Here is a 24,333-nt window from a genome sequence, read left to right as displayed (position 1 = left end):
ATGCCTAGCCCCCAGACATCCACCGGTCCGACCGCTGCTGCCCCGCTGGGGCGGCAGTTGTCGGCTGCCTGGCAAGCGGCACCCTTGGGGCTGGTGTTTGCGGTCTTCTTTTTGATTCCCTTGACCTTGATCGTGATGGTCAGTTTTTGGGACTTCAACGAATACGAGTTATTGCCCGACTTCACCTTCAAAAACTACCTGTCGATTTTTGAAGGTTGTGCCTCAGAGGGGGATTGGTGCGTGACCTTGAAGACCTATGTCTCCACCTTCAAGTTTTGCGCGTGGGTGTGGTTGTTGACCTTGGTGATCGGGTTCACCGTGTCGTACTTCTTGGTTTTTTTTGTCACCTCTGTGAGCGTGCAAACCGTGCTGTTTGTGTTGTGCACGATTCCCTTTTGGACCTCCAATGTCATTCGCATGATTTCGTGGGTGCCCTTGCTGGGGCGGCATGGTTTGGTGAACCAGGCCTTGGAGCAGGCGGGGGTGATTGCCTCACCCATTGAGTGGTTGTTGTTTTCAGATTTTTCCGTGGTGTTGGCCTTTGTGCATCTCTACACCATGTTCATGATCGTGCCCATCTTCAACTCCATGATGCGCATCGACCGCAGCCTGATCGAAGCGGCCAGCGACAGCGGTGCCAGCGCGTGGCAAATCCTGTGGAACGTGATCGTGCCCTTGTCCAAGACCGGCATCATCATTGGCTCGATCTTCATCATCACCATCGTGATGGGCGACTTTGTGACCATCGGCGTGATGGGCGGTCAGCAAATCGCCTCGGTTGGAAAAATCATCCAGGTGCAGACCTCGTACCTTCAGTTTCCTTTGGCTGCGGCCAATGCGGTGATCTTGTTGGCCATTGTGCTGATGATCATTTGGGCGCTGACGCGCATGGTCGACATCCGCAAGGAGCTGTGACATGAAGCGCAGCTTGGAGTTTTGGATGCTGGCTTTCTTCTTTGCCGCCTTCGTGTTGTTTTTGTACGGTCCGATGTTGACCATCGTGGTGTTGAGCTTTCAGGGCCCTGAAGGTGGCTTGACCTTTCCCTTGCGTGGCACGTCGACGTATTGGTTTGCCAAACTGCAAGAAGGCTTAGGGGTTGTGGACATTGGGGCCGCCCTGAAACGGTCCTTGGGGCTGGGCACGGCGGTGATGGTGTTGACGGTGGTGTTCTCGCTGTTGGCGGGCTTGGCCTTTCGCAAAAAACTGCCATTCGCCAACACCTTGTTTTATGTGGTGGTGGCGAGTTTGATCATGCCGTCCATCATCGTGTCCTTGGGCATCGGCTTAGAGTTTCGATTGATTGATGGCGCCATCAAAGGCGGTCTTGACATGTTGGGCATGCAAGAGGTGTTGGAGGGCTATGGCAGCGCTTTGGGCTTGTCCACCTCTGCCTTGGGTGCACACCTGACCTGGACGCTGCCCTTTGGCTTGCTCATCATGTTTGCGGTCTTCAACCGTTTCAACCCGGCGTATGAAGAAGCCGCCCGTGATTTGGGTGCCAGCCCGTGGCAATGTTTTCGGCACGTGGTGTTGCCCATGATTGCCTCATCGGTGGTGGGCATCGCCATGTTTGGCTTCACCTTGAGTTGGGACGAAATCGCCCGTACCTCACAAGCCATTGGCGACGTCAACACACTCCCCTTGGAGTTGCAAGGCCTCACCACCACCGTCACCACCCCAGCCATTTATGCCTTGGCCACGGTGACCACCTTGGTGTCGTTGGTGGTGATGGGCATCACTTTGTGTTTGGTGGCGTGGTTTGACCAACGTGCCAAGCGTTCACGCGCATGACCCATGCGTGAGTTGCTGGTCATCAACCCCAACACCACAGCATCGGTGACGCGTTTGTTGGCACAACACGCGCAGGCTGTGGCGGGTATGGATGTGCGCGTCACCACGATTCAAGCGCGTTTTGGGGCGCCCTATATTTCTGACGAAACCAGTTATGCCGTGGCCGGACATGCCACGCTTGACGCGTACCTGCATCACCGGCGCTCAGCGCCGACGCCACCTGCTGCCGTATTGATTGCTTGCTTTGGCGATCCGGCGTTGTTTGCCTTGCAAGAAGTCTGTGATGTGCCCGTCACGGGCTTGGCAGCGGCGTCGTTTTGTGAGGCCGCGCAGCTTGGGCCATTTGCCATCGTCACGGGTGGCGCTCGCTGGCCGGCCATGCTCCACCGCCTAGCGCATGCATTGGGATATGCCGATGCGTTGTCGGGAACTCACACCGTGAAAGCCACGGGTGCCCAGTTGGCAGCTGACCCAGCCGCAGCAAAAATTGTTTTGCGCGAGGCATGTTTGGTTGCAGTTGAAAAATTCCAAATCAACAGTTTGATATTGGGCGGCGCAGGTTTGGCGGGCATGGCGACTGAGCTGCAACACGATGTGCCAGTCCCCATCATCGACAGTGTGCAAGCGGGTGTACGCCAAGCTGTGTTGTCGATGTCGAACGCAACTCAAGCTGTGGGTGATCAACCTGATGTGTCATGGCTCACCACGCACAGCATCAACCCGCTGTAGTGCATGTGTCCGCTTCAATAAAGGGCGCTTGCACATATTTGATGCTCAGTTTTGTTGATTTGCGAGTGTTTGCACTGTTTTTAATTTGGCATATTTTGTGCTGATTGATGTTTGGATCTTTGCTTGGCGCTGAGACCCACCGTGGCTATCACTTTCAAATCCCAAAGGACAAACATGCAACTCACTTTCAAATTTGGCGCTATCGCTTTGGCCGCTGGTCTGTGCACTGCCGCCATGGCAGACATGAAGATCACAGGTGTGGTGGATGGCGGCTACGTCACCACCAACAAAACCGGAACGGCTGCCAACAAAACAGTCTCTGGTGCTGCCAGCAGCATTCTGGGTGTCTCCAACATTGGCATTTCGGGTGACAAAGATTTTGGTGAAGGTGCCACTGGCTTTTTCAATTTCCAAGCGGGCTTCAATCCCACCGATGGCAAGTTGTCTGACACGTCCACTTTGTTTTCGCGTAATGCGTATGTGGGTTTGAAAGGTTCGGCCGGCAGCGTGTCGTTGGGACGTCAATGGAACTTGAACGACGACTGGTTGGTGGGATCCGTGTTCAAAGGGGGTTACAACGCTGGTGCCGTGTTCAAGTTTTCTGAGTTTGATGCCGTCAGTGACATCTATTCCAAGTCCATCAAGTACGTGACGCCAGCCATGGGTGCCTTGCAGGGTGCGGCGATGTATGCGTCAGGACTCAACAGTGACGGCACAGGTTCTTTGAGTAACCTAGGTTTGAAGTATGCCGACGGTCCTTTTTACGCAGCTGCCACTGTCTTTGACGAAAAAAGCACGACCGACACCACTTACAAGTTGACCACCATGGGTGCCAGCTATGTGATGGGTGCCTACAAGCCACGGATTGGTTATGCGTCGAGTGACATTGCTGCGGGTACCTTTGTGTCTGTGGGTACCTACGCTGCTGCGACCAAAGCCAACGTCACCAACCTCGGCATCGACTACGCGGTGAATCCCAAGCTCACCGTGTCTTTGGATTCGCTCAAGCGCAAGAACACCACCTTGAACAACAACTCCACCGTCACGCGTCTGTTGGCCATTTATGCATGGCGTCCTGATGTGGCCTTTGTGGGTAACTTGGCACGCATTTCCAACTCTTCGGGCGCGACTGAAATTCTCTCCAGCGGTTCGGGTGTTGCCGGTCAATCGCAACAGTCTGTGGCCATGGGCGTGCGCGTGACTTTCTAAACCACGCTGTTTTTCTCCAAGGTTTTTAACGCGTCTATCCACATCTAGCGGGTAGACGCTTTTTTGTTCGAAAAGGAAATGAATCATGATGAATCGTCGAGGAAACCTCAAGGCCCTGGCCGCAGCAGCAGCGCTGTCGGTGGGATCGTTTGTCGTCGCGCCGCAAGCCTTTGCTGCCGACACCATCAAGGTGGGCGTGCTGCACAGCCTGTCGGGCACCATGGCCATCTCGGAGACCGTGCTCAAAGACACCGTTTTGATGGCCATTGACGAAATCAACGCCAAAGGCGGCGTGTTAGGCAAAAAGCTCGAACCCGTGGTGGTCGACCCCGCCTCCAACTGGCCTTTGTTTGCCGAGAAAACCAAACAACTGCTCGGTCAAGACAAAGTCTCGGTCATCTTTGGCTGCTGGACCTCGGTGTCACGCAAGTCGGTCTTGCCCGTGGTCGAAGAAATGAACGGCCTGCTGTTCTACCCCGTGCAATACGAAGGTGAAGAACTCAGCAAAAACGTGTTCTACACCGGTGCTGCCCCCAACCAGCAAGCCATCCCAGCTGTGGACTATCTGATGAGCAAAGACGGCGGCGCTGCCAAGCGCTGGGTCTTGCTGGGCACCGACTACGTGTACCCCCGCACCACCAACAAAATCTTGCGCGCTTACCTCAAGAGCAAGGGCGTCAAAGAGTCTGACATCGACGAGAAGTACACCCCGTTTGGCCACAGCGACTACCAAACCATCGTGGCCGACATCAAGAAATTCTCAGCCGGTGGCAAAACAGCGGTGGTCTCCACCATCAACGGTGACTCCAACGTGCCGTTCTACAAAGAACTGGGCAACGCAGGCCTGAAAGCCAAAGACGTGCCCGTGGTGGCATTCAGCGTGGGTGAAGAAGAGCTGCGCGGTGTGGACACCAAGCCGCTGGTGGGCCACTTGGCGGCATGGAACTACTTCATGAGCATCAAGAACCCGACCAACGACGCCTTCATCAAGAAGTGGAGCGACTACGCCAAGGCCAAGGGCATTGCGGGTCACAAAGACAAGCCATTGACCAACGACCCGATGGAAGCCACCTACATCGGCATCCACATGTGGAAGCAAGCGGTCGAGAAGGCCAAGAGCACGGACGTGGACAAGGTGATTGCGGCGATGGCCGGACAGACCTTCACGGCACCCAGCGGCATCACCAGCAAGATGGATGAGAAGAACCACCACTTGCACAAGTCGGTGTTCATTGGCGAGATCAAGGCCGACGGCCAATTCAACGTGGTGTGGAAGACACCGGGTCCTGTCAAGGCCAAGCCATGGAGCCCGTTCATCGAAGGCAACGACAAGAAGCCTGATGAGCCTGTGAAGAAGTAAGGAAGATTGGATTGTTTGAGTCTTGAATCGGCGCACAGTGGGTGCGCCGATTCAATTCGAAGTCATGGCTGATGCGTTTGACGCACAAATGACTTCAACGGATGGATGTTATTTGTGCCGAGGGTGCGTGTGTTGACCTGATTCAGCCGACGTGTTGCCCACTCATCTGCAAGCCAATTTGTTCTGGGTTGGTGCTTGCCGTGGGCAGGGCAGCTGACAGCTGGCCATTGGCGATGACGGCCATGCGGTCGCTGATCATGAACAACTCGTCGAGTTCCTCAGAGATCACCAAAATCGCCACGCCCTGGTTGCGCAAATCAATCAGGGCTTGACGAATCAACATGGCCGCACCCACGTCCACGCCCCAGGTGGGTTGCGACACCACCATCACTTTGGGCTTGAGCATGATCTCGCGACCCACGATGAACTTTTGTAAATTGCCGCCTGACAAACTGGTGGCCAAGGCGGTGGGCCCACCGCAGGCCACTTTGAAGCGTTCAATCACCGCACGTGCAAAGGTGGTGGTGGCTTGGCGTTGAATCACACCGAGTTGCACCATGCCTTGGCGCGCACCGGTCAGCAGCGCGTTGTTGGACAAACTCATGGGTGGCACGGCACCTCGCCCCAAGCGTTCTTCAGGCACAAAGGTCAAGCCCACGCTGCGTCGCTGAGCCGGGTTCATGCGCCCCACGGCTTGACTGCAGAGGGTGACCGTGTGTGCCGCGTCTTGTGGCACTTCACCTGAAATAGCAGCCAGCAATTCCTTCTGGCCGTTGCCCGAGATGCCTGCAATGCCCACGATCTCGCCGGCGCGCACTTGCAGGTCAATGTGCTGCAAGTGGGTGCCAAAAGGGTCCGCGCTGTGCAGACTCAAATCTTTGACTTCGAGCAGCACGGGGCCAGCTTCTTGCGGCTGGCTGGCGCATTCGGGCAGCTCGGTGCCAATCATCAGGCGCGCCAATTGGCTGGATGTTTCTTGTTTGGGGTTGGCATAGCCCGTGACCTTGCCGCCGCGCAGCACCGTGGCGGTGTCGCACAGGGCGCGAATTTCATCGAGCTTGTGGCTGATGTACAAAATGCTGCACCCTTCAGCGGCCAATCGGCGCAAGGTGTCAAACAAGACCAGCACCGCTTGCGGGGTCAGCACCGAGGTGGGTTCGTCCATGATCAGCAGCTTGGGGTTTTGCAGCAGACAACGCACGATCTCCACCCGTTGCCGCTCACCCACCGACATGGTGTGCACCATGCGGCTGGGGTCGATGGGCAAGCCATAACGCAGTGACACCTCGCTGATGCGATGGGACAGGGCTTGGATGGTCTCGGGCTCGTCCAACGACAGGCTGATGTTCTCGGCCACGGTCAACGACTCGAACAAGGCGAAGTGCTGAAACACCATGCCAATGCCAAGGCGTCGCGCTTGGGCTGGGCTGTCGATCGTGACTTCGCGGCCTTCCCAGACGATGTCACCGGCGTCGGGCTTGGTGACGCCGTAGACGATTTTCATGAGCGTGCTTTTGCCGGCACCGTTTTCGCCGAGCAAGGCGTGAATTTCGCCTGCACGCACCGTGAGGTCAATGCCTTGGTTGGCCATGACCGTGGGGTAGCGCTTGCTGATGCCGCTCAATACCAGGCGAGGTGCGTTGGGAAGACTCATGCCCCAAACGGCCGCAATAAGTGTGCCGCGTTGGTGTAGGGGCGGATCTCTGCAAGTGCTTGCAAATCCGTGCACGCCCCGCACTGCACCGGTGAATATTGCAACTTTGTCCGCTTCAAGCTGGTGCGGCATGCCTCTTTGCGGGGCCATTCGACGTGCTCTCAGCGACGGGTCGGGTGTGTGCAGTCTTGGTATGCAACTTGCGTTGTACATCTGACCTGACTTGTTGTGATGAAACACCCCATTCAACCCTCCATCGCTGTGGCGAACTTCTCCATGGATCTGCCATGAGGCTCAAGCTCGTTCCCCGGCCAGAGCCTTTGCAGTCGATGCGGGTGTGGGCGCCGCTGATCGCGGTTGGGTTGACCTTGCTGGCTGGGTTTGCGATGTTTGCGGTCTTGGGCAAGAACCCTTGGTTGGCCTACCAGGCTTTTTTCATCGACCCACTGCGCGACGCCAATGGCATCAGCGAACTGTTGCTGAAAGCCTCACCCTTGTGCCTGATTGCGTTGGGCTTGGCGGTGGGTTATCGCGCCAACATTTGGAACATTGGCGCCGAAGGCCAGATGTATGTGGGCGGCATATTTGCCAGCGGCTTGGCCATTTATTTCCATGAGGTAGACGCCCTGTGGGTACTGCCTTTGATGGTGGTGGCCGCTGCGCTGGGTGGGGCGCTGTGGGCGTCGCTGACCGCCCTGTGTCGGGCCCAGTTTCACACCAACGAAATTTTGGTGAGCTTGATGCTCACGTATGTGGCTGATTTGCTGGTGAAGTTTTTGGTTTATGGCCCTTGGCGTGACCCCATGGCCAACAACTTTCCCATCACCGTGTCGTTTTCAGACGCAGCCTTGTTTGCGCCGCTGGCTTCTTATGGCTGGGAGTTGTGGGAAGGCACGCGCATCAACACGTCGGTGTTCATCACCTTGCTTGCCATTCCAGTGGCATGGTTTTTCATGGAAAGCTCTTACGCGGGTTTTCAGCACTTGGTGACAGGTGAGGCCCCGGCGGCAGCCCGCTATGCGGGCTACCGTGATCGTTGGATCATTTGGATCACCTTGCTGATTGGCGGCGCTGCGGCGGGCGTGGCGGGCGCGTCGGACGTGGCCGGTCCGCTGGGGCAACTCAACGACCGCTGGACACCGGGCTATGGCTTCACCGCCATCATCGTGGCGACCTTGGGGCGCTTGCATGCGCTGGGCATTGTGTTGGCCTCGCTGCTGATGGCCTTGCTGTATTTGGGCGGCGAAGCGGTGCAGGTGACCATGCAATTGCCCAAGGCGGTGAGCGAGGTGTTTCAGGGTTTGCTGCTGCTGTTCTTGTTGGCCTGCGATGTGTTGGTCAAGTACCGCGTGGTGTCGCTTGACGCCAACCCCAAAGCGCTGGGAGCCGCCGCGTGATGGAGTCACTCACCCCCCTGCTGGCCAGCGCCTTGGGTGCGGCCATTCCCTTGCTGTTGGCCGCTCTGGGCGAGCTGATCGCCGAGCGCGCCGGTGTGTTGAACCTGGGGCTCGAAGGCATGATGTTGCTGGGTGCCTTGGCCAGCTTCATGACGGTGGCCAACGGCGGCTCGTTGCCACTGGCGGTGTGGGTGGGCATGGCGGTGGGCGTGTTGGCGTCGTTGGTGTTTGGCTTTGTCACCATCACCTTGCAAGCCAACCAGGTGGCGGCGGGTTTGTCGCTCACCATCTTGGGCACGGGCATCACGGCCGTGTTGGGCCGCCCGTATGTGGGTTTCAGCGCTCCGAGCAGTTTTGCACCTTTACCCATTCCTTATTTGCAAGACCTGCCATTGCTGGGGGCTTCGTTTTTCTCGCTCGACCTGCTGGGCTATGCCGCGCTGGTGCTGCTGCTGGTGGTGATGTGGTTTCTCAGCCATACCCGCGCTGGGCTGACCTTGAAGGCCGTGGGCGAGTCGCCGGTGGTGGCGCGTTCTTTGGGGCTGCATGTCACGCGCGTGCGCTATGCCGCAGTGGCGTTTGGTGGGGCCTTGTCGGGCTTGGCGGGCACGTATTACTCGGTGGCGCAATTCAAGATGTGGCAAGACGGCCTGACCTCGGGCAACGGCTGGATCGCCTTGGCTTTGGTGGTTTTTGCCACCTGGCGGCCTCACCGCGTGGCAATTGGCGCACTGCTGTTTGGCAGCGTCACGGCGCTCGGGCTGTACTTTCAGGCCATCGGCATCAAGGTGTCCACTTTTGCTTTGGCCAGCTTGCCTTACCTCGCCACGGTGGTGGTGTTGGTGGTGCTGTCGTCTAACCAAGAAACCATCCGCCGCCATGCACCTGCCTGGTTGGGCAAACCTTTTTACGACGACGCCTGAGGCGTCAGACCTTTTCTCTCGCGTTCTTTTCCTCACCCACTCAGGAGTTTTGACATGAAATTAATGAAGATCAAATTGGCTTGCGCTCTGGCGCTTGGCGTTGTGGGCATGGCCCAAACTGCGGTGGCTGCGCCGCCCGTGAAAGCGGCTTTCGTGTACTTTGGCACACCGGGCGACGGCGGCTGGACTTTTGCCCACGACATCGCCGTGAAGCAGGCCAAAAAAGAATTGGGCGATGCGGTGGAAACCACCATTGTGGAGAACGTGCCTGAGAGCGCCGATGCCGAGCGCGTCATCCGTGACTTGGCCAGCAAGGGCAACCAATACATCTTCACCACCTCGTTTGGCTACATGGAGCAAACCTTGAAGGTGGCCAAGACTTTTCCGAAGGTCGAGTTCTATCACAACACGGGTTTCAAATCGGCCCCCAACGTGCACACCTACAACTCGCGCATGTACGAGCCCGCCTACCTGGCTGGCATGATTGCCGGGCGCATGACCAAGTCGAATGTGCTGGGCTATGTGGCTTCTTTCCCTATTCCTGAAGTGGTGCGCAACATCAATGCGTACACCATGGGTGCGCGCAGCGTGAACCCCAAAGTCAAAACCAAGGTGGTGTGGATCAGCTCTTGGTATGACCCCGCCAAAGAGCGTCAAGCCGCTGAAACCATGATTGGCCAAGGTGCTGACATGCTGATACAAAACACCGACTCGTCGGCCACCTTGCAAGCTGCGGCCGACAAAGGCGTGTTCGCCTTTGGTTGGAACTCGGACATGTCGGCTGTGGCACCCAAAGCGCACCTGGCTTCGGTGACCCAAGTCTGGGGCAACTACTACACCGCCGTGCTCAAAGGCGCGGTGGCCGGCAAACCCATGAAAGACAACGTCTGGGGTGGCTTGAAAGAAAAGATGAACGGCTTGGTGTCGTTGAACAGCAGCTTGCCTGCCAGCGTGAAAAAAGAAGTCGAAGCCAAGCAGGCTGAGATCGTGTCTGGCAAGTTCAAAGTCTTCTCTGGCCCCATGAAGTTGCAAGACGGCACCATGAAGCTGGCCGCTGGTCAGGCCTTCACCGACGCTGACATCGACAGCATCAAGTTCTACGTCGAAGGCGTAGAAGGCCAGTTGCCCAACTGATGCCTGAGCTGACCGTGTCAGACATTGCGGCCCAGCCCTTTGCCTTTGCCCTGCGGCCTGCACAGGCCGCGCTGCTGATCATCGACATGCAGCGCGACTTTGTGGAGCCGGGCGGCTTTGGCGAAAGCCTGGGCAACCGTGTGGAACCCTTGCAAGAGATTGTTCCCACGGTGCGCCGGGTGTTGGACCATTGGCGTGCCTTTGGGGGCTTGGTGGTGCACACCCGTGAGTCCCATGCGCCTGATTTGAGCGACTGCCCCGATGCCAAGCGCTGGCGTGGCAACCCCAGCCTGCGCATTGGCGACGTGGGCCCCATGGGGCGTGTGCTGGTGCGTGGAGAGCCGGGCAACCAAATTGTCGAGGCACTGGCCCCCGTCGCGGGTGAACTGGTGATTGACAAGCCAGGCAAGGGCGCGTTTTATGGCACCGACTTGATGGCGCAATTGCAGCAGCGCGGCATCACACAGCTGGTGGTCATGGGGGTGACCACCGAGGTGTGCGTGCAGTCCACGATGCGTGAAGCCAATGACCGAGGCTACGACTGCTTGTTGATCGAAGACGGCACGGCCAGTTATTTTCCAGAATTCAAAGCGGCCACCCTGGCCATGATCACCGCGCAAGGCGGTATCGTGGGGTGGACCTGCAAGGCCCAAGACCTGCTGTCAGCCAGCGTCTGAGGCGGTTTTGCCGCAGCGGCAGACCCAAACAATCATCTCTGTTATGGCCTTGTGCTGTTTGCACGGCGTCTGCTGTGTCGTGTTGCGCAGGCGATGGCATTTTTTCTTTGTAGCATCCCTACACAACCAGGAGGTTTCTATGTTCAAAGTTCACGCCGTTGCCGCCCACCGTTTGCCCCAGCTCTTGCGTCAAATGCCCAAGGCTGAACTGCACATCCACATCGAGGGTTCGCTGGAGCCCGAGTTGATTTTTGCGCTGGCGCAGCGCAACGGTGTGGCGCTGCCTTACGCCAGCGTGGAGGCGCTGCGTGCGGCCTATGCCTTCACCAACCTGCAAAGCTTTTTGGACATTTACTACGCCGGGGCCAGCGTGTTGCTGCATGAGCAAGATTTTTACGACATGGCGTGGGCCTACTTTGAGCGCGCGGCGGCCGACCATGTGGTGCATGCTGAACTCTTTTTTGACCCGCAGACCCACACCGAGCGTGGCGTGCCGATGGAGACGGTGATCCACGGTTTGCACCGAGCCTGCGTGGACGCCAAGGCGCAACTGGGCGTGGACGCCCAACTCATTCTGTGTTTCTTGCGCCACCTGAGCGAAGAGGCCGCGCTGCTCACGCTGCAAGAGGCCTTGCCTTTCAAAGACAAGTTCATCGGCGTGGGCCTGGATTCCAGCGAAGTGGGGCACCCGCCTGAGAAGTTCACCCAAGTGTTTGCGCTGGCCAAGGCGCATGGCTTGCACTTGGTAGCGCATGCGGGCGAAGAGGGACCACCGGCCTACATCTGGAGCGCGTTGGATGTGCTGCACGTGGAGCGCATCGACCACGGTGTGCAGGCCATCCACGACCCGGTGCTGATGCAGCGTCTGGCCAAAGACCGTGTGCCGCTCACGGTGTGCCCCTTGTCCAACCAAAAGCTGTGCGTGTTTCCGAACTTGGCCGACCACAACATTGCGCAACTGCTCGACGCGGGCTTGTGCGTGACGATCAACTCAGACGATCCGGCTTACTTTGGCGGCTACATGAACGACAACTTTGTGCAGACCTTTGCCGCCACGGGCATGAATGCCCAGCAAGCCTATGCCCTGGCGCGCAACAGCTTTGAAGCCAGCTTTGTCAGCGAGACCCAGCGTCAACACTGGTTACATGAACTCAAGGTTTGTTTTGAGGGTTTTGTTGAGCACGACGACTGATGTCTGTGCGCGCGATCAGAAAAACTGTTGCTCAATGGAGGTGACGAATGTGTGGGCCTGTTCGGTCGCCCATTGTGCGTCGTCGATGGAAAGCGGATCACCTTTGTAATCAGCGATCAGGCGCAAGTCTTCAACTTTATTCAGCGCACGTCCTAACTCCAGCGAGAGCCGACCCGTTTTGACCAGATGCAAAGAGAAAGCAGTGATCAACCCACTGTGTGTTTTTGCAATGTCTGGTGGCACGGGTGAATGGCTGGCCAATAAGGCGGCTCTTGCTGCATCGAACATGGCGTAATAAGCGCGATTACAAGCCCCATCACTGTCGCCTTCTTTCAAAAGCGCAAAAGCTGATGCAAGGGCGCGGTGTGCCTTGTTCATCAGCTCTTTCGTGTTCATAGTTTGACCCCATCGCGGGCGATATTGCTCAGAAGTTGTGGGTTGGTGTATGCACTGGGATGTGCCCACTCATCTTCCCAAATGGGCAAGGGTTGTATGCGAATGCCCGTGTCGAGCAAAACGTCATATGCGATGTCATCCATTGCAAGCTTGGTCGCTACAAAAGGGGCCGATGCGCCGCGCAATAAGACGGCTACATCGGCGTCGCTTTCTTCATGTGCTGTGCCGCGCGCGCGACTGCCAAACAAAAAAACTTCGCTGATATCGTAGGTGCGCGCCACGGCACGTGCAAACTGTTTTGCAGCCAGCAAAGTGGGGATATCAACGTGCGGAATCATGAAAATATTGTAGGCCGAAGCCCCTAAAATGCACCCATGAGCATCAAATCAGACAAATGGATCCGCCGCATGGCCGAGCAGCACGGCATGATCGAGCCGTTCGAGCCGGGTCAAATTCGCCAAAACGCGGCGGGCGAAAAAATCGTCAGCTACGGCACCAGCAGCTATGGCTATGACATCCGTTGTGCGCCCGAGTTCAAAGTGTTCACCAACATCTACAGCACGGTGGTGGACCCCAAGAACTTTGACGAGCGCAGCTTTGTCGACATGAACTCGGATGTCTGCATCATCCCGCCCAACAGCTTTGCGCTGGCCCGCACCATGGAGTACTTCCGCATTCCGCGCAATGTGCTGACCGTGTGCCTGGGCAAAAGCACCTACGCGCGTTGCGGCATCATCGTCAACGTGACACCGTTTGAGCCCGAGTGGGAAGGCTATGTGACGCTGGAGTTCTCCAACACCACACCGCTGCCCGCCAAGATATACGCCGGTGAGGGCTGTGCCCAGGTGTTGTTCTTTGAGAGCGACGAAGTCTGCGAGACCAGCTACAAAGACCGTGGCGGCAAGTACCAGGGCCAAGTGGGCGTGACCCTGCCCAAGACCTGAAAACGCTTGATTTGCCCCGAATTCGAGTGACCCGCCAGGGGTGCGACAATCAGGCCCTGACATGACAACTTCTTTTTCCAATTTGCAGCTGGCCCCCGCGCTGGCGCGCGCCGTAGCCGAAATGGGCTACGAGTCCATGACCCCCATCCAAGCCCAGGCCATTCCGGTGGTTCTGACGGGCCAAGACGTGATGGGTGCTGCCCAAACCGGTACGGGCAAAACAGCGGCGTTCTCGCTGCCTTTGCTGCAACGGCTGCTCAAGCACGAAAACAGCTCCACCTCGCCTGCGCGCCACCCTGTGCGTGCCTTGGTGCTGTTGCCCACGCGCGAGCTGGCCGACCAAGTGGCCCAACAGGTCAAGGCTTATGCCAAGTACTGCAACCTGCGCAGCGCGGTGGTGTTTGGTGGCATGGACATGAAGCCCCAAACCTTGGAGCTCAAACGCGGTGTGGAGGTGCTGGTGGCCACGCCCGGTCGTTTGCTCGATCACATCGAAGCCAAGAACGTGGTGCTCAACCAAGTGGAATATGTGGTGCTCGACGAAGCCGACCGCATGTTGGACATCGGCTTCTTGCCCGACTTGCAACGCATTTTGAGCCACTTGCCCAAGCAGCGCACCACGCTGCTGTTCTCGGCCACCTTCTCCCCCGAGATCAAGCGCTTGGCCGGCAGCTACTTGCAAAACCCCGTCACCATCGAAGTGGCGCGTCCCAACGAGACCGCGTCCACGGTGACGCAACATTTCTACAGCGTGGGCGTGGACGACAAGTACCGCGCGCTCAAGCAGTTGGTCAAAAGCAATGGCATCACCCAAGCCTTTGTGTTTTGCAACAGCAAACTCGGTTGCGCCCGCTTGGCTCGCTCGCTCGAACGCGATGGCCTGCGCACCACGGCTTTGCATGGCGACAAGAGCCAAGATGAGCGTTTGAAAGCCCTGGAAGCCTTCAAGCGCGGCGAGGTGGACTTGCTGGTGTGTACCGATGTGGCCGCACGCGGCTTGGACATCAAAGACGTGCCCGCCGTGTTCAACTTTGACATTCCGTTCAACGCCGAAGACTATGTGCACCGAATTGGCCGTACCGGCCGTGCTGGCGCCTTGGGACAGGCCATCAGCTTTGTCTCGGGCAGCGACCAACGTTTGGTGGGTGACATTGAGAAACTGCTCAAGACCAAGATCGAGATGGAAGCGGTGGAGTTTGAAGAAGACCGTCCCCGTGGCCGCATCAACACGGGCCGCCGTGCCTGGGGTGAAGACGACCCACGTGATGGGATCGACAAACCGCGCGCTCCTGAAGGCCAGGCCCGTCCACGGCGTGAAAGCAACTACGCGCCTGCTGCACCCCGCGCGTCGCGCGATCCGTTTTTTGACAAACCCTACGAAGCACCTGTGCGGGCTGAGGGTGAAGTGGCCGCTGTCAAAGAGCCGCTGCGCAAGTCGCCCAACATCAAGCCCAAGCGCAAGGTGGCGGCGTTGTTCAAAATCGCTGATTGAGTTTCATGCAGTGAGCCTCAGGCCAGAGGGTCAAGGGCTTGCTGGCATTTGACGCTCAAGACGGGGAGTTGACGCACATCGTCGACCCTGTCTGGGTGCTCGATGCGCAAGGCGCTCAAGCAGCCGCCCCACACGCACCCATCGTCCAGGCACACCACGTTGGGCCGGTTCACCTGCTGCAAGGTAGACCAATGGCCAAAGGCCACCGTCACATCGGCGCTGCGCCTGCCCGGCACTTCGAACCAAGGCATCAAGCCCTCGGGCGCTTGGTCTGCACTTTCTTTCACACTGAAATCCATCGCGCCTTGCGCATCGCAAAACCGCATGCGCGTGAGCGCATTGACGATCACACGCAGGCGGTCGGCACCTTGCAAGTCATCGCGCCACTGGTTGGGTAAGCCGCCATACATCTGTGGCATGAAGGTGGCCAGCGCGTCACCGCGCAACACCTCTTCCACTTCGCCGGCCAGTGCCAAGGTTTGTTCAGGTGTCCACTGCGGCAGCACGCCGGCATGCACCATCAACACCTGTCCCACACGAATCGCCATGCGCTGTTGGCGCAACCAGTCGAGCAGGACCGTGCGATCCGGCGCATTCAAGATGTCGGCGATGGTGTCTTGCCGGTGTGCAGCGCGCACCCCTTGTGACACCGCCAACAGGTGCAAATCATGGTTGCCCAAAATGCATTGCGCGCTGCTGCCATAAGCCATCAGGCGGCGTAGCACGCCCACGTTGTCGGGGCCACGGTTGACCAAGTCGCCCAGCAGGTAGAGCGTGTCGCGGCTCGCAGAAAAGTCGATGTGGGTGAGTAAGCGTGCCAAGGCTTCGTCGCAGCCTTGTACGTCACCGATCAAGTAAGTCGTCATGATGGAATTGTCTAACGACTTTTGCGTGCAACTTCACGTGCTTCAATGAGATTGCGTTCATATTTTCCTAAGTGTGATTTAGATTTTTCGATTCCAATCGTTTATATTCAAATGGATATAATCCCAAATGAAACCTGTCCAATTTCTTGGCGACTCGCTCAAGAGGATTCGTGAATTTCCTGATGCAGCACGTCAGGACGTCGGACGTCAACTCGATCTTGTGCAAAAGGGGAGGCAGCCCAATGACTTCAAATCCATGCCATCTGTTGGCAAGGGTGTCGAGGAGATCCGTGTCTGGGATGAAGCAGGAACATTTCGTGTCATCTACACCGCTCGATGGAAAGAGGCGATCTATGTTTTGCATGCTTTTCAAAAAAAGACGCAAACAACCTCCAAGAACGATGTGGAAATTGCAAAGGCTCGATTTAAATTGTTGAGAGGAGAAAAGTGATGAAGTCCAAACCAGACAGATTCAAAAGCGTTTGGGATGCCCTTGCCGATACACCCGAAGAGGCAGCCAACTTGCGCGTGCGTGCAGAACTCATGGATAAGATTGTTCACTTGATCGCCAGCAATGGATGGACGCAAGCCGATGCTGCCATTCACTGCAAGGTGACGCAGCCACGCATCAACGACTTGGTTCGTGGAAAGATTTCCCGCTTTTCCCTCGATGCTTTGGTGAATATTGCAGCAGCACTTGGGCAACATGTTCACGTTGAACTTGAGGCTGTCTGACCTTGACTCAGCTTCTATTTTTTAATCTTGTTCTACCCGATTGCCCCACATGGATGTTTTGCTGATTGTTTTATTGACCCTCTTGAATGGCGTCTTCGCCATGTCCGAGATGGCTTTGGCATCCAGTCGCAAAGCGCGACTGGCGGTGCTGAACGAGACGGGCGACAGCGGCGCGCGCGCGGCGCTCAAGCTGATGGCTCAACCGACCCAGTTTTTGTCGACGGTGCAAATTGGCATCACATCTATTGGTGTGCTCAACGGCATCGTGGGCGAGGCGGCGTTCAGTGCCCACGTCTCCGAGTGGTTGTTGTCCCAAGGAGTGGCTGGGCGGTTTGCTGAAGGCTTGGCCACCGCCTTGGTGGTGACCCTCATCACCTTCAGCACCATCTTGTTTGGCGAATTGGTGCCCAAGCGCATTGGCCAGCTTTACCCCGAGTCCGTGGCGCGTCTGACCGCGCCGCTGATGCTGGCCTTGGCCACCATCGCGCGCCCATTTGTGAGCCTGTTGTCGACCAGCACCAGTGCCATGCTCAAGCTTTTGCGGGTGGAGGTGCATGGTGGGCGCACCGTGACCGAAGAAGAAATCAGTGCCAGTTTGGTGGAAGGGGTCGACGCCGGGGTGATTGAGCAGCACGAGCACCAGATGGTGCAAAACGTGTTCAACCTCGACGAGCGTTCACTCACTTCCATCATGGTGCACCGCTCCGACATTGAATGGCTGGACGCCAAAACCACCGTGCCCCAAGCGCTGGCGCAGGTGGGTGCACACGGCGCGCACTCGTGGTACCCCGTGTGTCGCGATGGCTTGGACGATGTGGTGGGGGCGGTCAGCGTGTCGCAACTGCTGCGCTTGCCACCCGGCACCGACATGGCGGTTGAGACCTTGGCTCAACCGGTGTCGTTTGTGCCCGAGACCTTGAGTGGTTTGGATTTGCTGGAGCAATTTCGCCGCCCTGTGGAGCGGGCCACTGCGCACGGGCGTATGGTGCTGGTGGTGGACGAATACGGGGTGGTGCAAGGCCTGATGACGCCGCGTGATTTGCTCGAAGCCATCACCGGGGAGCTGCTGCAAGCCACTGCCACCGACGAAGCCTGGGCCACGCCGCGGGGCGACGGCAGCTGGTTGATCGATGGCTTGATGCCGGTGGCCGAGTTCAAAGCGCGTTTGAACATTCGCGAACTCCCCGAGGAAGACCGCGACATCTACAACACCGTGGCCGGCTTGGTCATGGCCATTGCGGGCCACTTGCCTCAAGTGGCTGAACGCTTTGAATGTGCAGGTTGGACGCTGGAGGTGGTGGATCTGGATGGACGGCGCATCGACAAAGTGTTGGCCACCCCTTGGGCCAAGGCCCACTGAATGTGAAGCACTGGCTTGCTACGCCAACCTGTGCCCCCCGCCTCACGCTGAACGCTGTCACTCCACCGCAATGCCTTTGGCTTTGATCAGCTGCGCCCACACCGCCATCTGCGCCTGGATGAAGTCTTGTGCCGCTTTGGGTCCGCCTTTTTGAATCTCGCCACCCAGTTGTGCAATGCGCGCCTTGACCTCCGGTGCATCCATCGCCTTTTGCAAAGCCGCAGACAGCTTGTCCACCACCGCATCGGGCGTGCCCGCGGGCACAAAAACGCCGTTCCACTCGTACACCTCCGCACCGGGCACACCGGCCTCGGCCAGGGTGGGCACCTCGGGCAAGATGGCCGAGCGCTTGGCAGCCGTCACCGCCAAGGGACGCAACTTGCCTGATTGCACGTGTTGCAAGGTAGACGCGAGATTGCCAAAAAACAAAGGCAGCTGACCACCCAACACGTCGTTCAGCGCCTGGCCCGCGCCTTTGTAGGGCACGTGGACCATGTCCACTTTGGCGGCCGATTCAAACAGGGCACCCGCCAAATGCTGGGCCGAGCCGTTGCCCGAGGATGCAAACGACACGGCGTTCTTTTGCGCTCTTGCCAAGGCTGTGAGTTCGCCAATGTTTTTGGCTGGAAACTGCGCATTCACCAACACCACGTTGGGGAACAAGGCCAACACGCCCACCGGGCGAAACGCTTTGAGCGTGTCATAGGGCAGCTTGGGGTAGAGCGCTGGGTTGATGGCAAAAGAAGACGCATCCAGCATCACGGTGTAGCCATCCGGCGCGGCTTTGGAGACCGCGTAGGCGCCGATTTGTCCACCTGCGCCAGGGCGGTTTTCGATCACGATGCTTTGCCCCAGGGCTTCGCCCATTTTGGGGGCGATCAAACGCGCCATCACATCGGCACCGCCGCCCGGTGGGTAGGTCACCACCAAGGTGATGGGCTTGTTGGGGTAGGGGCTCGCTTGTGCCCACGCCGCAGAAGTGCCTAAACCGAATGCCGCGATGCACGTCAGCGCGTGCAGCATGAGGGAAGATTTGACCGTGATGCGCATGGGGACTCCTGTGGACATGAGGTCCGACTTTAAGTTCGACGTTGGAAGGGCAATTGGTACATCCACACCGGGCGGCCGTCTGAGCCATAGATCACACCCGAGGGCTCCAGCTCACGGGCTTCAAACTCCAGGCTCACCAGCCATGCCCCACGGCGCATTTCGGCTTCGGCTTTCTCCACCGCACGGGGCATGCTCTCGGGGCGTTGAAACAAGTACACCAGGTCGTAGCTGCGCCAGTCCACCAGCCACATGTCGCCTTGGCGGATGTTGGCAAACGAGCAGCGCATGGCGCTGAGCACACGCAGCGGCCAGCTCATCTCCAGCCCATTCAAGTCGGCGCGCGGGTAGGCGTCGCGCAAGGCCATCAAGCCGTCGCCCATGCCGCTGCCTGCATCCAGAATGCGCGCGCCACCCAGCAGGGTGATGTGTTCGGGCAACTGGCGCAGTGCTTTTTTAGGCGTGGGAAACAGCGGTGCATCGCGCCATGCGCTGCGCGGGTAAAGCAACACAATCAGGCCCAGCAAAACCAACCAGCCCCATGGGGGCATGGCAAAGTTGCCCGACGAGGCGAGCAGCGAAAGAGGAAAACCCAGCACGATCAACACCCGCCGCATGGTGGTGCTGCCAAAGGTGGTGAGCAAGCCGCCACAAAAAGTGGCCACCAGCATAGCCACGGCTTCACTGGCACCTAGGTGACGCAAACCGAGGTAGCAACCCCAAGCAGAGCCCCAAGCCAGCAGGGCGGGAATAGGCCAATTCAAGACTTTCATGGGTGAGAATCATAGGGCTTCACTTCTTGATGTTTTGCATGACCTTTCCGCCCCTCTCAGACCCCGCCTCCACACGGCCTTTGGCCACGGTGGCGCAAATGCGCGAGACGATCCGTCGCGCTGCCCAACTCAAGGGCCGTCAGGCCGACGAGGTCTCACGGCAAGAAGTGCGCGCCTTGTTGGGCAGTGGCCCGCAGGTGCGTGACCGCTTGATTGAGCATTTGCACCTGCTCAACGACGCCTACCGTGGTTTGTTTGAGCGCCATCTGGTGGCCTTAGGCCAAGAGATGAACATCCCCATGGCCGAGGTCTATGAGGTGGCCACGTTCTATCACCACTTCGAGGTGCTGCGCGACGACGCCAACGCCCCCGGCTTGACGGTGCGGGTGTGTGACGGCTTGAGTTGCGAGCTCGCAGGCGCGCAAGACCTGTTGGCCAAATTGCCTGCGCTGCTGGGCAACCCCGATGTGCGCGTGATCACTGCCCCGTGTGTGGGCCGTTGCGAACAAGCGCCGGTGGCCGTGGTGCACCAACACGCCGTAGCCCATGCCACCCCAGAGCGTGTGGCTGCCGCCGTGAGCGCGCAACACACGCAAGCGGTGCTGCCCGATGCGGTCGACTTTGAAGCCTACTGTGCCGACGGAGGCTATGCGCTGCTGACATCGCTCACACAAGGAGACCTAGCGCCTGAACAGGTGCTGCAAGCCATGGAGGACTCGGGCCTGCGCGGTTTGGGCGGCGCTGGTTTTCCGGCGGGGCGCAAATGGCGCATCGTGCGCGAGCAAGCAGCCCCGCGTTTGATGGCGGTCAACATCGACGAGGGCGAGCCCGGCACCTTCAAAGACCGCACCTACCTAGAGCGCGACCCGCATCGGTTTTTAGAAGGCATGCTGGTGGCGGCGCACGTGGTGGGCATTTCGGCCATCTACATTTACCTGCGGGACGAATACCACGGCTGTCGCGCCCTGTTGCAACAAGAACTGGCCCAGCTGCAAGCCAACCCGCCTTGCGTGTTGCCCCACATCGAATTGCGCCGTGGGGCGGGGGCCTACATCTGTGGCGAAGAGTCGGCCATGATCGAGAGCATCGAGGGCAAACGCGGCGAACCGCGCATGCGTCCGCCCTACATTGCCCAAGTGGGTTTGTTTGGCCGACCCACACTGGAGCACAACTTTGAAACCCTGTACTGGGTGCGCGACATCGTGCAAAAAGGTCCCAACTGGTTCAGCGGCTTTGGGCGTCATGGGCGTCAGGGTTTGCGCAGCTTCAGCGTCAGTGGCCGCGTCAAACAACCCGGCGTCAAGCTGGCACCTGCGGGCATCACCCTGCAAGAGCTGGTGGACGAATACTGCGGCGGCATGTTGCCCGGCCACACGCTGTATGCCTACCTGCCGGGTGGGGCTTCGGGCGGCATCTTGCCCGCGCACCTGAACGACATCCCGCTCGACTTTGACACCTTGCAAGTGCATGGCTGCTTCATTGGGTCGGCGGCGGTCATCGTGCTGAGCCAGCACGACCGCGCGCGCGATGCGGCGCTCAACATGATGCGATTTTTTGAGCACGAGAGCTGTGGCCAGTGCACGCCGTGCCGCGTGGGCACGGCCAAAGCCGCGCAGCTCATGCAGGCCCCGGTGTGGGACCAGGCCACGCTCGACGACCTGAACCAAGTCATGACCGATGCTTCCATCTGCGGCCTCGGCCAGGCCGCGCCCAACCCCGTGCGCTGTGTGCAAACCTATTTCCAACACGAGGTGGCTTGAATGGGTGCCCCAATGAGTTCTGCTCCAACAACCTTCGCCCCAACAACCGCTGCCGCAGTGCAGCCCGCCACGGTGGCCTTGCGCATCGACCAACAAACGGTGCATGCGCTGGAAGGCGAAACGATTTTCAAAGCCGCGCAACGCCACGGCATCGACATTCCGCACCTGTGCTTCAAAGACGGCTTGCGCCCCGACGGCAATTGCCGCGCCTGCGTGGTCGAGATCGCCGGTGAACGCACCCTGGCCCCAAGTTGCTGCCGCACCGCCACCGCTGGCTTGGAGGTGTTGGTCAACAGCCCGCGCGCGCGAAAAAGCCAGCAGATGGTGCTGGAGATGCTGCTCTCCGACATGCCCGACATGGGCCACAAGTGGGCCGACGACGCGGTGGGCCAACACGGCGAACTCAGCGAGTGGGCCACACGCTTGGACGTGCAGGTGCGCCCCGCCTTGCAAGCGCTGCGTCGCACCCAACCCGCGCCCGATGTGTCACACCCCGCCATGGCGGTGAACTTGGATGCCTGCATCCAGTGCAACCGCTGTGTGCGTGCGTGTCGTGAGGAACAAGTCAACGATGTGATTGGCTACGCCCACCGGGGCGCGCACAGCGCCATCGTGTTCGACCTGGACGACGCCATGGGCAACAGCAGCTGTGTGGCCTGCGGCGAATGCGTGCAGGCTTGCCCCACGGGTGCCTTGATGCCGAAATCCCAAATGGGCTCGCAGGTCGTGGACAAAAAAGTGGACTCGGTGTGCCCGTTTTGCGGCGTGGGGTGTTTGCTCACCTACAACGTCAAAGACAACCGCATCGTCAGCGTGGACGGGCGCGATGGCCCGGCCAACCACCAGCGTTTGTGCGTCAAAGGCCGCTTTGGGTTTGACTACGCGCACAGCCCCCAGCGGCTCACCGTGCCTTTGATCCGCAAAGCCGGTGTGCCCAAAGACCCAGCGGCCATTGCCCACCTCAACCGCGATGCCGCCGATGTGTCGGCGGTGTTTCGTGAGGCCACGTGGGACGAAGCCCTGGCGCTCGCCGCAGGCCAGCTCACCCACTTGCGCGACACCCACGGCAAAAAATCTTTGGCGGGTTTTGGTTCGGCCAAGGGCAGCAACGAAGAAGCCTATTTATTCCAAAAGCTGGTGCGTACCGGCTTTGGCTCTAACAACGTGGACCATTGCACGCGCTTGTGCCACGCCTCCAGCGTGGCGGCATTGCTCGAAGGCGTGGGCTCGGCGGCGGTGAGCAACCAAGTCAATGACGTGGCGCATGCTGAGCTGATATTTGTCATCGGCTCCAACCCCACGGCCAACCACCCGGTGGCGGCCACTTGGATGAAGAACGCGGCCAAGCGCGGTGCCAAGATTGTGTTGGCCGACCCGCGTGTCACCGACATCGGCAAACACGCGTGGCGCACCTTGCCCTTCAAGCCCGACACCGATGTGGCCATGCTCAATGCCTTGATCCACACCGTGATCGACGAAGGCTTGGTCAACCAAGACTTCATCCGTGACCGAGCCAACAACTTCGAAGCCCTGAAGCAGAACGTGCAGGGCTACAGCCCCGAGGCCATGGCCCCCATCTGCGGCATTCCTGCCGCCACCTTGCGCGAGGTGGCGCGTGCCTTTGCCACCGCCAAAAGCGCCATGGTGTTGTGGGGCATGGGCGTGAGCCAGCACGTGCACGGCACCGACAACGCACGTTGTCTGATAGCGCTGGTCAGCGTCACCGGCCAAATTGGCAAACCCGGTTCTGGCCTGCACCCGCTGCGCGGCCAAAACAATGTGCAAGGGGCCAGCGACGCGGGCTTGATCCCCATGATGTACCCCAACTACCAACGCGTGAGCAATGCTGCTGCACACGACTGGTTTGAAAAGTTTTGGGACACACCACTCGACAACCAACCCGGCTACACCGTGGTCGAGATCATGCACAAAGCCCTGGCCGACGACAGCGACCCGCACAAGGTGCGTGGCATGTACATCATGGGCGAGAACCCGGCCATGAGCGACCCCGACTTGAACCATGCGCGCCATGCCTTGGCGTCGTTGGAGCATCTGGTGGTGCAAGACATCTTCATGACCGAAACCGCGTGGCTCGCCGATGTGGTGTTGCCCGCCACCGCGTGGCCCGAAAAAACCGGCACTGTCACCAACACCGACCGCATGGTGCAACTCGGCCAGCAAGCCATCGATCCCCCTGGCCAAGCCCAACCCGACCTGTGGATCATTCAACAAATCGCACAACGCATGGGGCTGCTTTGGGACTATGCCGGCCCGCACAGCGGCGTGGCCGCTGTGTACGAGGAAATGCGCCAAGCCATGCACGGCGTGATTGCAGGCATCAGCTGGGAGCGTTTGCAGCGCGAGTCCAGCGTGACCTACCCGTGTTTGAGCGAGAGCGACCCGGGCGAGCCCACCGTGTTCACCCAGCACTTTGACACCGACGATGGCCGTGTGCATCTGGTGCCCGCAGACATCATTCCCGCCGACGAACGCCCCGACGCCGACTACCCGTTTGTGCTCATCACCGGTCGCCAGTTGGAACACTGGCATACCGGCAGCATGACGCGTCGCTCGGGCGTGCTTGACGCCATCGAGCCCACGGCCACCGCGTCCATGTGCGGCGCCGATCTGTTGGCCTTGGGGTTGAGTGCGGGTGAGGTAATCACCGTGGCCTCACGCCGTGGCCAGGTGAGCTTGCGCGTGCGCCGCGATGACGGCACGCCTTCAGGGGCGGTCTTCATGCCCTTCGCTTATTACGAAGCGGCGGCCAATTTGCTGACCAATGCGGCACTCGACCCGTTCGGCAAAATTCCTGAATTCAAGTACTGCGCTGTGGCTGTTCGCGCGGGCGGTGCGTTGGCGCACACCACAGGTTTTGGCGCGGCACGCTGAG

The 24,333-nt window shown here is 59.0% G+C and carries 23 protein-coding genes; 17 read left to right on the top strand and 6 right to left on the bottom strand.

Annotated features, from left to right (window positions below; genetic code table 11):
• The 5 genes from ACKWJN_RS08800 (at window position 1) to urtA (ending at window position 5,090) form a co-directional block, all read left to right on the top strand.
• Window positions 1-915 (top strand): ABC transporter permease, encoded by a 915-nt coding sequence (locus ACKWJN_RS08800; protein ID WP_408596087.1) that lies wholly within the window; start codon window positions 1-3, stop codon window positions 913-915.
• 1 nt (window position 916) lies between these two features.
• Complete coding sequence (locus ACKWJN_RS08795) at window positions 917-1,792, top strand: ABC transporter permease (protein WP_408596086.1); 876 nt, start codon at window positions 917-919, stop codon at window positions 1,790-1,792.
• Window positions 1,793-1,795: 3 nt separating this feature from the next.
• Entirely contained in the window at window positions 1,796-2,521 is a 726-nt protein-coding gene (locus ACKWJN_RS08790) for an aspartate/glutamate racemase family protein (RefSeq protein WP_408596084.1), read from the top strand.
• Between the two features lie 174 nt (window positions 2,522-2,695).
• Window positions 2,696-3,730, top strand: a complete 1,035-nt coding sequence (locus ACKWJN_RS08785; protein ID WP_408596082.1) for a porin — start codon at window positions 2,696-2,698, stop codon at window positions 3,728-3,730.
• An 88-nt stretch (window positions 3,731-3,818) separates the two neighbouring features.
• Window positions 3,819-5,090 carry an urea ABC transporter substrate-binding protein gene (gene urtA / locus ACKWJN_RS08780; RefSeq protein WP_408596080.1) on the top strand — a complete coding sequence of 424 codons (1,272 nt, stop codon included), beginning with the start codon at window positions 3,819-3,821 and terminating at the stop codon, window positions 5,088-5,090.
• A 142-nt stretch (window positions 5,091-5,232) separates the two neighbouring features.
• Here the strand turns inward: urtA and ACKWJN_RS08775 are convergent, their stop codons facing one another.
• On the bottom strand, window positions 5,233-6,744 hold the full coding sequence (locus ACKWJN_RS08775; RefSeq protein WP_408596078.1) for an ABC transporter ATP-binding protein: 1,512 nt from the start codon (window positions 6,742-6,744) through the stop codon (window positions 5,233-5,235).
• Between the two features lie 287 nt (window positions 6,745-7,031).
• Between ACKWJN_RS08775 and ACKWJN_RS08770 the strand changes: the two genes are divergently transcribed.
• From ACKWJN_RS08770 to ACKWJN_RS08750, 5 genes are all read left to right on the top strand, one after another.
• Complete coding sequence (locus ACKWJN_RS08770) at window positions 7,032-8,141, top strand: ABC transporter permease (protein WP_408596076.1); 1,110 nt, start codon at window positions 7,032-7,034, stop codon at window positions 8,139-8,141.
• Window positions 8,141-9,064: an ABC transporter permease gene (locus tag ACKWJN_RS08765; protein WP_408596074.1), complete on the top strand. Its 924-nt coding sequence runs from the start codon at window positions 8,141-8,143 to the stop codon at window positions 9,062-9,064. The genes ACKWJN_RS08770 and ACKWJN_RS08765 overlap by 1 nt, the downstream gene beginning before the upstream one ends.
• A gap of 54 nt (window positions 9,065-9,118) precedes the next feature.
• Complete coding sequence (locus ACKWJN_RS08760) at window positions 9,119-10,198, top strand: BMP family ABC transporter substrate-binding protein (protein WP_408596073.1); 1,080 nt, start codon at window positions 9,119-9,121, stop codon at window positions 10,196-10,198.
• Window positions 10,198-10,875: a cysteine hydrolase family protein gene (locus ACKWJN_RS08755; RefSeq protein WP_408596071.1), complete on the top strand. Its 678-nt coding sequence runs from the start codon at window positions 10,198-10,200 to the stop codon at window positions 10,873-10,875. Before ACKWJN_RS08760 ends, ACKWJN_RS08755 begins: the two co-directional genes overlap by 1 nt.
• A gap of 139 nt (window positions 10,876-11,014) precedes the next feature.
• Window positions 11,015-12,067 (top strand): adenosine deaminase, encoded by a 1,053-nt coding sequence (locus ACKWJN_RS08750; protein WP_408596069.1) that lies wholly within the window; start codon window positions 11,015-11,017, stop codon window positions 12,065-12,067.
• A 15-nt stretch (window positions 12,068-12,082) separates the two neighbouring features.
• Here ACKWJN_RS08750 and ACKWJN_RS08745 read toward each other — a convergent pair whose 3' ends face one another.
• Both ACKWJN_RS08745 and ACKWJN_RS08740 read right to left on the bottom strand, forming a co-directional pair.
• Window positions 12,083-12,463 (bottom strand): HEPN domain-containing protein, encoded by a 381-nt coding sequence (locus tag ACKWJN_RS08745; RefSeq protein WP_408596068.1) that lies wholly within the window; start codon window positions 12,461-12,463, stop codon window positions 12,083-12,085.
• Entirely contained in the window at window positions 12,460-12,801 is a 342-nt protein-coding gene (locus ACKWJN_RS08740) for a nucleotidyltransferase domain-containing protein (RefSeq protein WP_408596066.1), read from the bottom strand. The genes ACKWJN_RS08745 and ACKWJN_RS08740 overlap by 4 nt, the downstream gene beginning before the upstream one ends.
• A 36-nt stretch (window positions 12,802-12,837) precedes the next feature.
• Between ACKWJN_RS08740 and dcd the strand changes: the two genes are divergently transcribed.
• Together dcd and ACKWJN_RS08730 are read left to right on the top strand one after the other, a co-directional pair.
• Window positions 12,838-13,407, top strand: a complete 570-nt coding sequence (gene dcd, locus ACKWJN_RS08735; protein ID WP_408596064.1) for a dCTP deaminase — start codon at window positions 12,838-12,840, stop codon at window positions 13,405-13,407.
• Between the two features lie 61 nt (window positions 13,408-13,468).
• Complete coding sequence (locus ACKWJN_RS08730; RefSeq protein WP_408596062.1) at window positions 13,469-14,899, top strand: DEAD/DEAH box helicase; 1,431 nt, start codon at window positions 13,469-13,471, stop codon at window positions 14,897-14,899.
• Window positions 14,900-14,916: 17 nt separating this feature from the next.
• Here the strand turns inward: ACKWJN_RS08730 and ACKWJN_RS08725 are convergent, their stop codons facing one another.
• The gene (locus ACKWJN_RS08725) at window positions 14,917-15,765 is read right to left on the bottom strand and encodes a symmetrical bis(5'-nucleosyl)-tetraphosphatase (protein WP_408596060.1); all 849 of its coding nucleotides are present in this window, start codon (window positions 15,763-15,765) and stop codon (window positions 14,917-14,919) included.
• A gap of 127 nt (window positions 15,766-15,892) precedes the next feature.
• On the opposite strand from ACKWJN_RS08725, the gene ACKWJN_RS08720 reads away from it, so the two are divergent.
• Genes ACKWJN_RS08720 through ACKWJN_RS08710 form a run of 3 tightly spaced genes read left to right on the top strand, consistent with a single transcriptional unit; the run spans window position 15,893 to window position 17,860 of the window.
• A complete protein-coding gene (locus ACKWJN_RS08720) occupies window positions 15,893-16,216 on the top strand; it encodes a type II toxin-antitoxin system RelE/ParE family toxin (RefSeq protein WP_408596059.1) in 324 nt (107 codons plus the stop codon).
• Window positions 16,216-16,500 carry a helix-turn-helix domain-containing protein gene (locus ACKWJN_RS08715; protein WP_408596057.1) on the top strand — a complete coding sequence of 95 codons (285 nt, stop codon included), beginning with the start codon at window positions 16,216-16,218 and terminating at the stop codon, window positions 16,498-16,500. The genes ACKWJN_RS08720 and ACKWJN_RS08715 overlap by 1 nt, the downstream gene beginning before the upstream one ends.
• A gap of 49 nt (window positions 16,501-16,549) precedes the next feature.
• Window positions 16,550-17,860: a hemolysin family protein gene (locus ACKWJN_RS08710; RefSeq protein WP_408596055.1), complete on the top strand. Its 1,311-nt coding sequence runs from the start codon at window positions 16,550-16,552 to the stop codon at window positions 17,858-17,860.
• 57 nt (window positions 17,861-17,917) lie between these two features.
• Here the strand turns inward: ACKWJN_RS08710 and ACKWJN_RS08705 are convergent, their stop codons facing one another.
• On the bottom strand, window positions 17,918-18,928 hold the full coding sequence (locus tag ACKWJN_RS08705) for a tripartite tricarboxylate transporter substrate binding protein (protein WP_408596053.1): 1,011 nt from the start codon (window positions 18,926-18,928) through the stop codon (window positions 17,918-17,920).
• Window positions 18,929-18,939: 11 nt separating this feature from the next.
• The gene (locus tag ACKWJN_RS08700; protein ID WP_408596052.1) at window positions 18,940-19,680 is read right to left on the bottom strand and encodes a class I SAM-dependent methyltransferase; all 741 of its coding nucleotides are present in this window, start codon (window positions 19,678-19,680) and stop codon (window positions 18,940-18,942) included.
• Between the two features lie 38 nt (window positions 19,681-19,718).
• On the opposite strand from ACKWJN_RS08700, the gene ACKWJN_RS08695 reads away from it, so the two are divergent.
• Together ACKWJN_RS08695 and fdhF are read left to right on the top strand one after the other, a co-directional pair.
• Window positions 19,719-21,440 carry an NADH-ubiquinone oxidoreductase-F iron-sulfur binding region domain-containing protein gene (locus ACKWJN_RS08695; RefSeq protein ID WP_408596050.1) on the top strand — a complete coding sequence of 574 codons (1,722 nt, stop codon included), beginning with the start codon at window positions 19,719-19,721 and terminating at the stop codon, window positions 21,438-21,440.
• A 12-nt stretch (window positions 21,441-21,452) separates the two neighbouring features.
• A complete protein-coding gene (gene fdhF, locus ACKWJN_RS08690; RefSeq protein ID WP_408596048.1) occupies window positions 21,453-24,332 on the top strand; it encodes a formate dehydrogenase subunit alpha in 2,880 nt (959 codons plus the stop codon).
• Window position 24,333 lies beyond the last annotated feature (1 nt).

Source organism: Limnohabitans sp. (assembly GCF_046052825.1).
Classification (GTDB): Bacteria; Pseudomonadota; Gammaproteobacteria; order Burkholderiales; family Burkholderiaceae_C; genus Limnohabitans.
The sequence above is the reverse complement of the archived record's forward strand: the minus strand, read 5'-3'. Positions and strand labels throughout refer to the sequence as shown.

Excerpts from the sequence above, each read along its gene's own strand:
- ACKWJN_RS08800 (WP_408596087.1), top strand. The coding sequence starts at position 1 with ATGCCTAGCCCCCAGACATCCACCGGTCCGACCGCTGCTGCCCCGCTG.
- ACKWJN_RS08705 (WP_408596053.1), bottom strand. The coding sequence starts at position 18,928 with ATGTCCACAGGAGTCCCCATGCGCATCACGGTCAAATCTTCCCTCATG.
- ACKWJN_RS08760 (WP_408596073.1), top strand. The coding sequence starts at position 9,119 with ATGAAATTAATGAAGATCAAATTGGCTTGCGCTCTGGCGCTTGGCGTT.
- ACKWJN_RS08795 (WP_408596086.1), top strand. The coding sequence starts at position 917 with ATGAAGCGCAGCTTGGAGTTTTGGATGCTGGCTTTCTTCTTTGCCGCC.
- ACKWJN_RS08695 (WP_408596050.1), top strand. The coding sequence starts at position 19,719 with ATGACCTTTCCGCCCCTCTCAGACCCCGCCTCCACACGGCCTTTGGCC.
- ACKWJN_RS08770 (WP_408596076.1), top strand. The coding sequence starts at position 7,032 with ATGAGGCTCAAGCTCGTTCCCCGGCCAGAGCCTTTGCAGTCGATGCGG.
- ACKWJN_RS08790 (WP_408596084.1), top strand. The coding sequence starts at position 1,796 with ATGCGTGAGTTGCTGGTCATCAACCCCAACACCACAGCATCGGTGACG.
- ACKWJN_RS08700 (WP_408596052.1), bottom strand. The coding sequence starts at position 19,680 with ATGAAAGTCTTGAATTGGCCTATTCCCGCCCTGCTGGCTTGGGGCTCT.
- fdhF (WP_408596048.1), top strand. The coding sequence starts at position 21,453 with ATGAGTTCTGCTCCAACAACCTTCGCCCCAACAACCGCTGCCGCAGTG.
- ACKWJN_RS08710 (WP_408596055.1), top strand. The coding sequence starts at position 16,550 with ATGGATGTTTTGCTGATTGTTTTATTGACCCTCTTGAATGGCGTCTTC.
- ACKWJN_RS08755 (WP_408596071.1), top strand. The coding sequence starts at position 10,198 with ATGCCTGAGCTGACCGTGTCAGACATTGCGGCCCAGCCCTTTGCCTTT.
- ACKWJN_RS08725 (WP_408596060.1), bottom strand. The coding sequence starts at position 15,765 with ATGACGACTTACTTGATCGGTGACGTACAAGGCTGCGACGAAGCCTTG.
- ACKWJN_RS08765 (WP_408596074.1), top strand. The coding sequence starts at position 8,141 with ATGGAGTCACTCACCCCCCTGCTGGCCAGCGCCTTGGGTGCGGCCATT.
- ACKWJN_RS08775 (WP_408596078.1), bottom strand. The coding sequence starts at position 6,744 with ATGAGTCTTCCCAACGCACCTCGCCTGGTATTGAGCGGCATCAGCAAG.
- ACKWJN_RS08720 (WP_408596059.1), top strand. The coding sequence starts at position 15,893 with ATGAAACCTGTCCAATTTCTTGGCGACTCGCTCAAGAGGATTCGTGAA.
- ACKWJN_RS08730 (WP_408596062.1), top strand. The coding sequence starts at position 13,469 with ATGACAACTTCTTTTTCCAATTTGCAGCTGGCCCCCGCGCTGGCGCGC.
- ACKWJN_RS08715 (WP_408596057.1), top strand. The coding sequence starts at position 16,216 with ATGAAGTCCAAACCAGACAGATTCAAAAGCGTTTGGGATGCCCTTGCC.
- dcd (WP_408596064.1), top strand. The coding sequence starts at position 12,838 with ATGAGCATCAAATCAGACAAATGGATCCGCCGCATGGCCGAGCAGCAC.
- ACKWJN_RS08740 (WP_408596066.1), bottom strand. The coding sequence starts at position 12,801 with ATGATTCCGCACGTTGATATCCCCACTTTGCTGGCTGCAAAACAGTTT.
- ACKWJN_RS08745 (WP_408596068.1), bottom strand. The coding sequence starts at position 12,463 with ATGAACACGAAAGAGCTGATGAACAAGGCACACCGCGCCCTTGCATCA.
- urtA (WP_408596080.1), top strand. The coding sequence starts at position 3,819 with ATGAATCGTCGAGGAAACCTCAAGGCCCTGGCCGCAGCAGCAGCGCTG.
- ACKWJN_RS08785 (WP_408596082.1), top strand. The coding sequence starts at position 2,696 with ATGCAACTCACTTTCAAATTTGGCGCTATCGCTTTGGCCGCTGGTCTG.
- ACKWJN_RS08750 (WP_408596069.1), top strand. The coding sequence starts at position 11,015 with ATGTTCAAAGTTCACGCCGTTGCCGCCCACCGTTTGCCCCAGCTCTTG.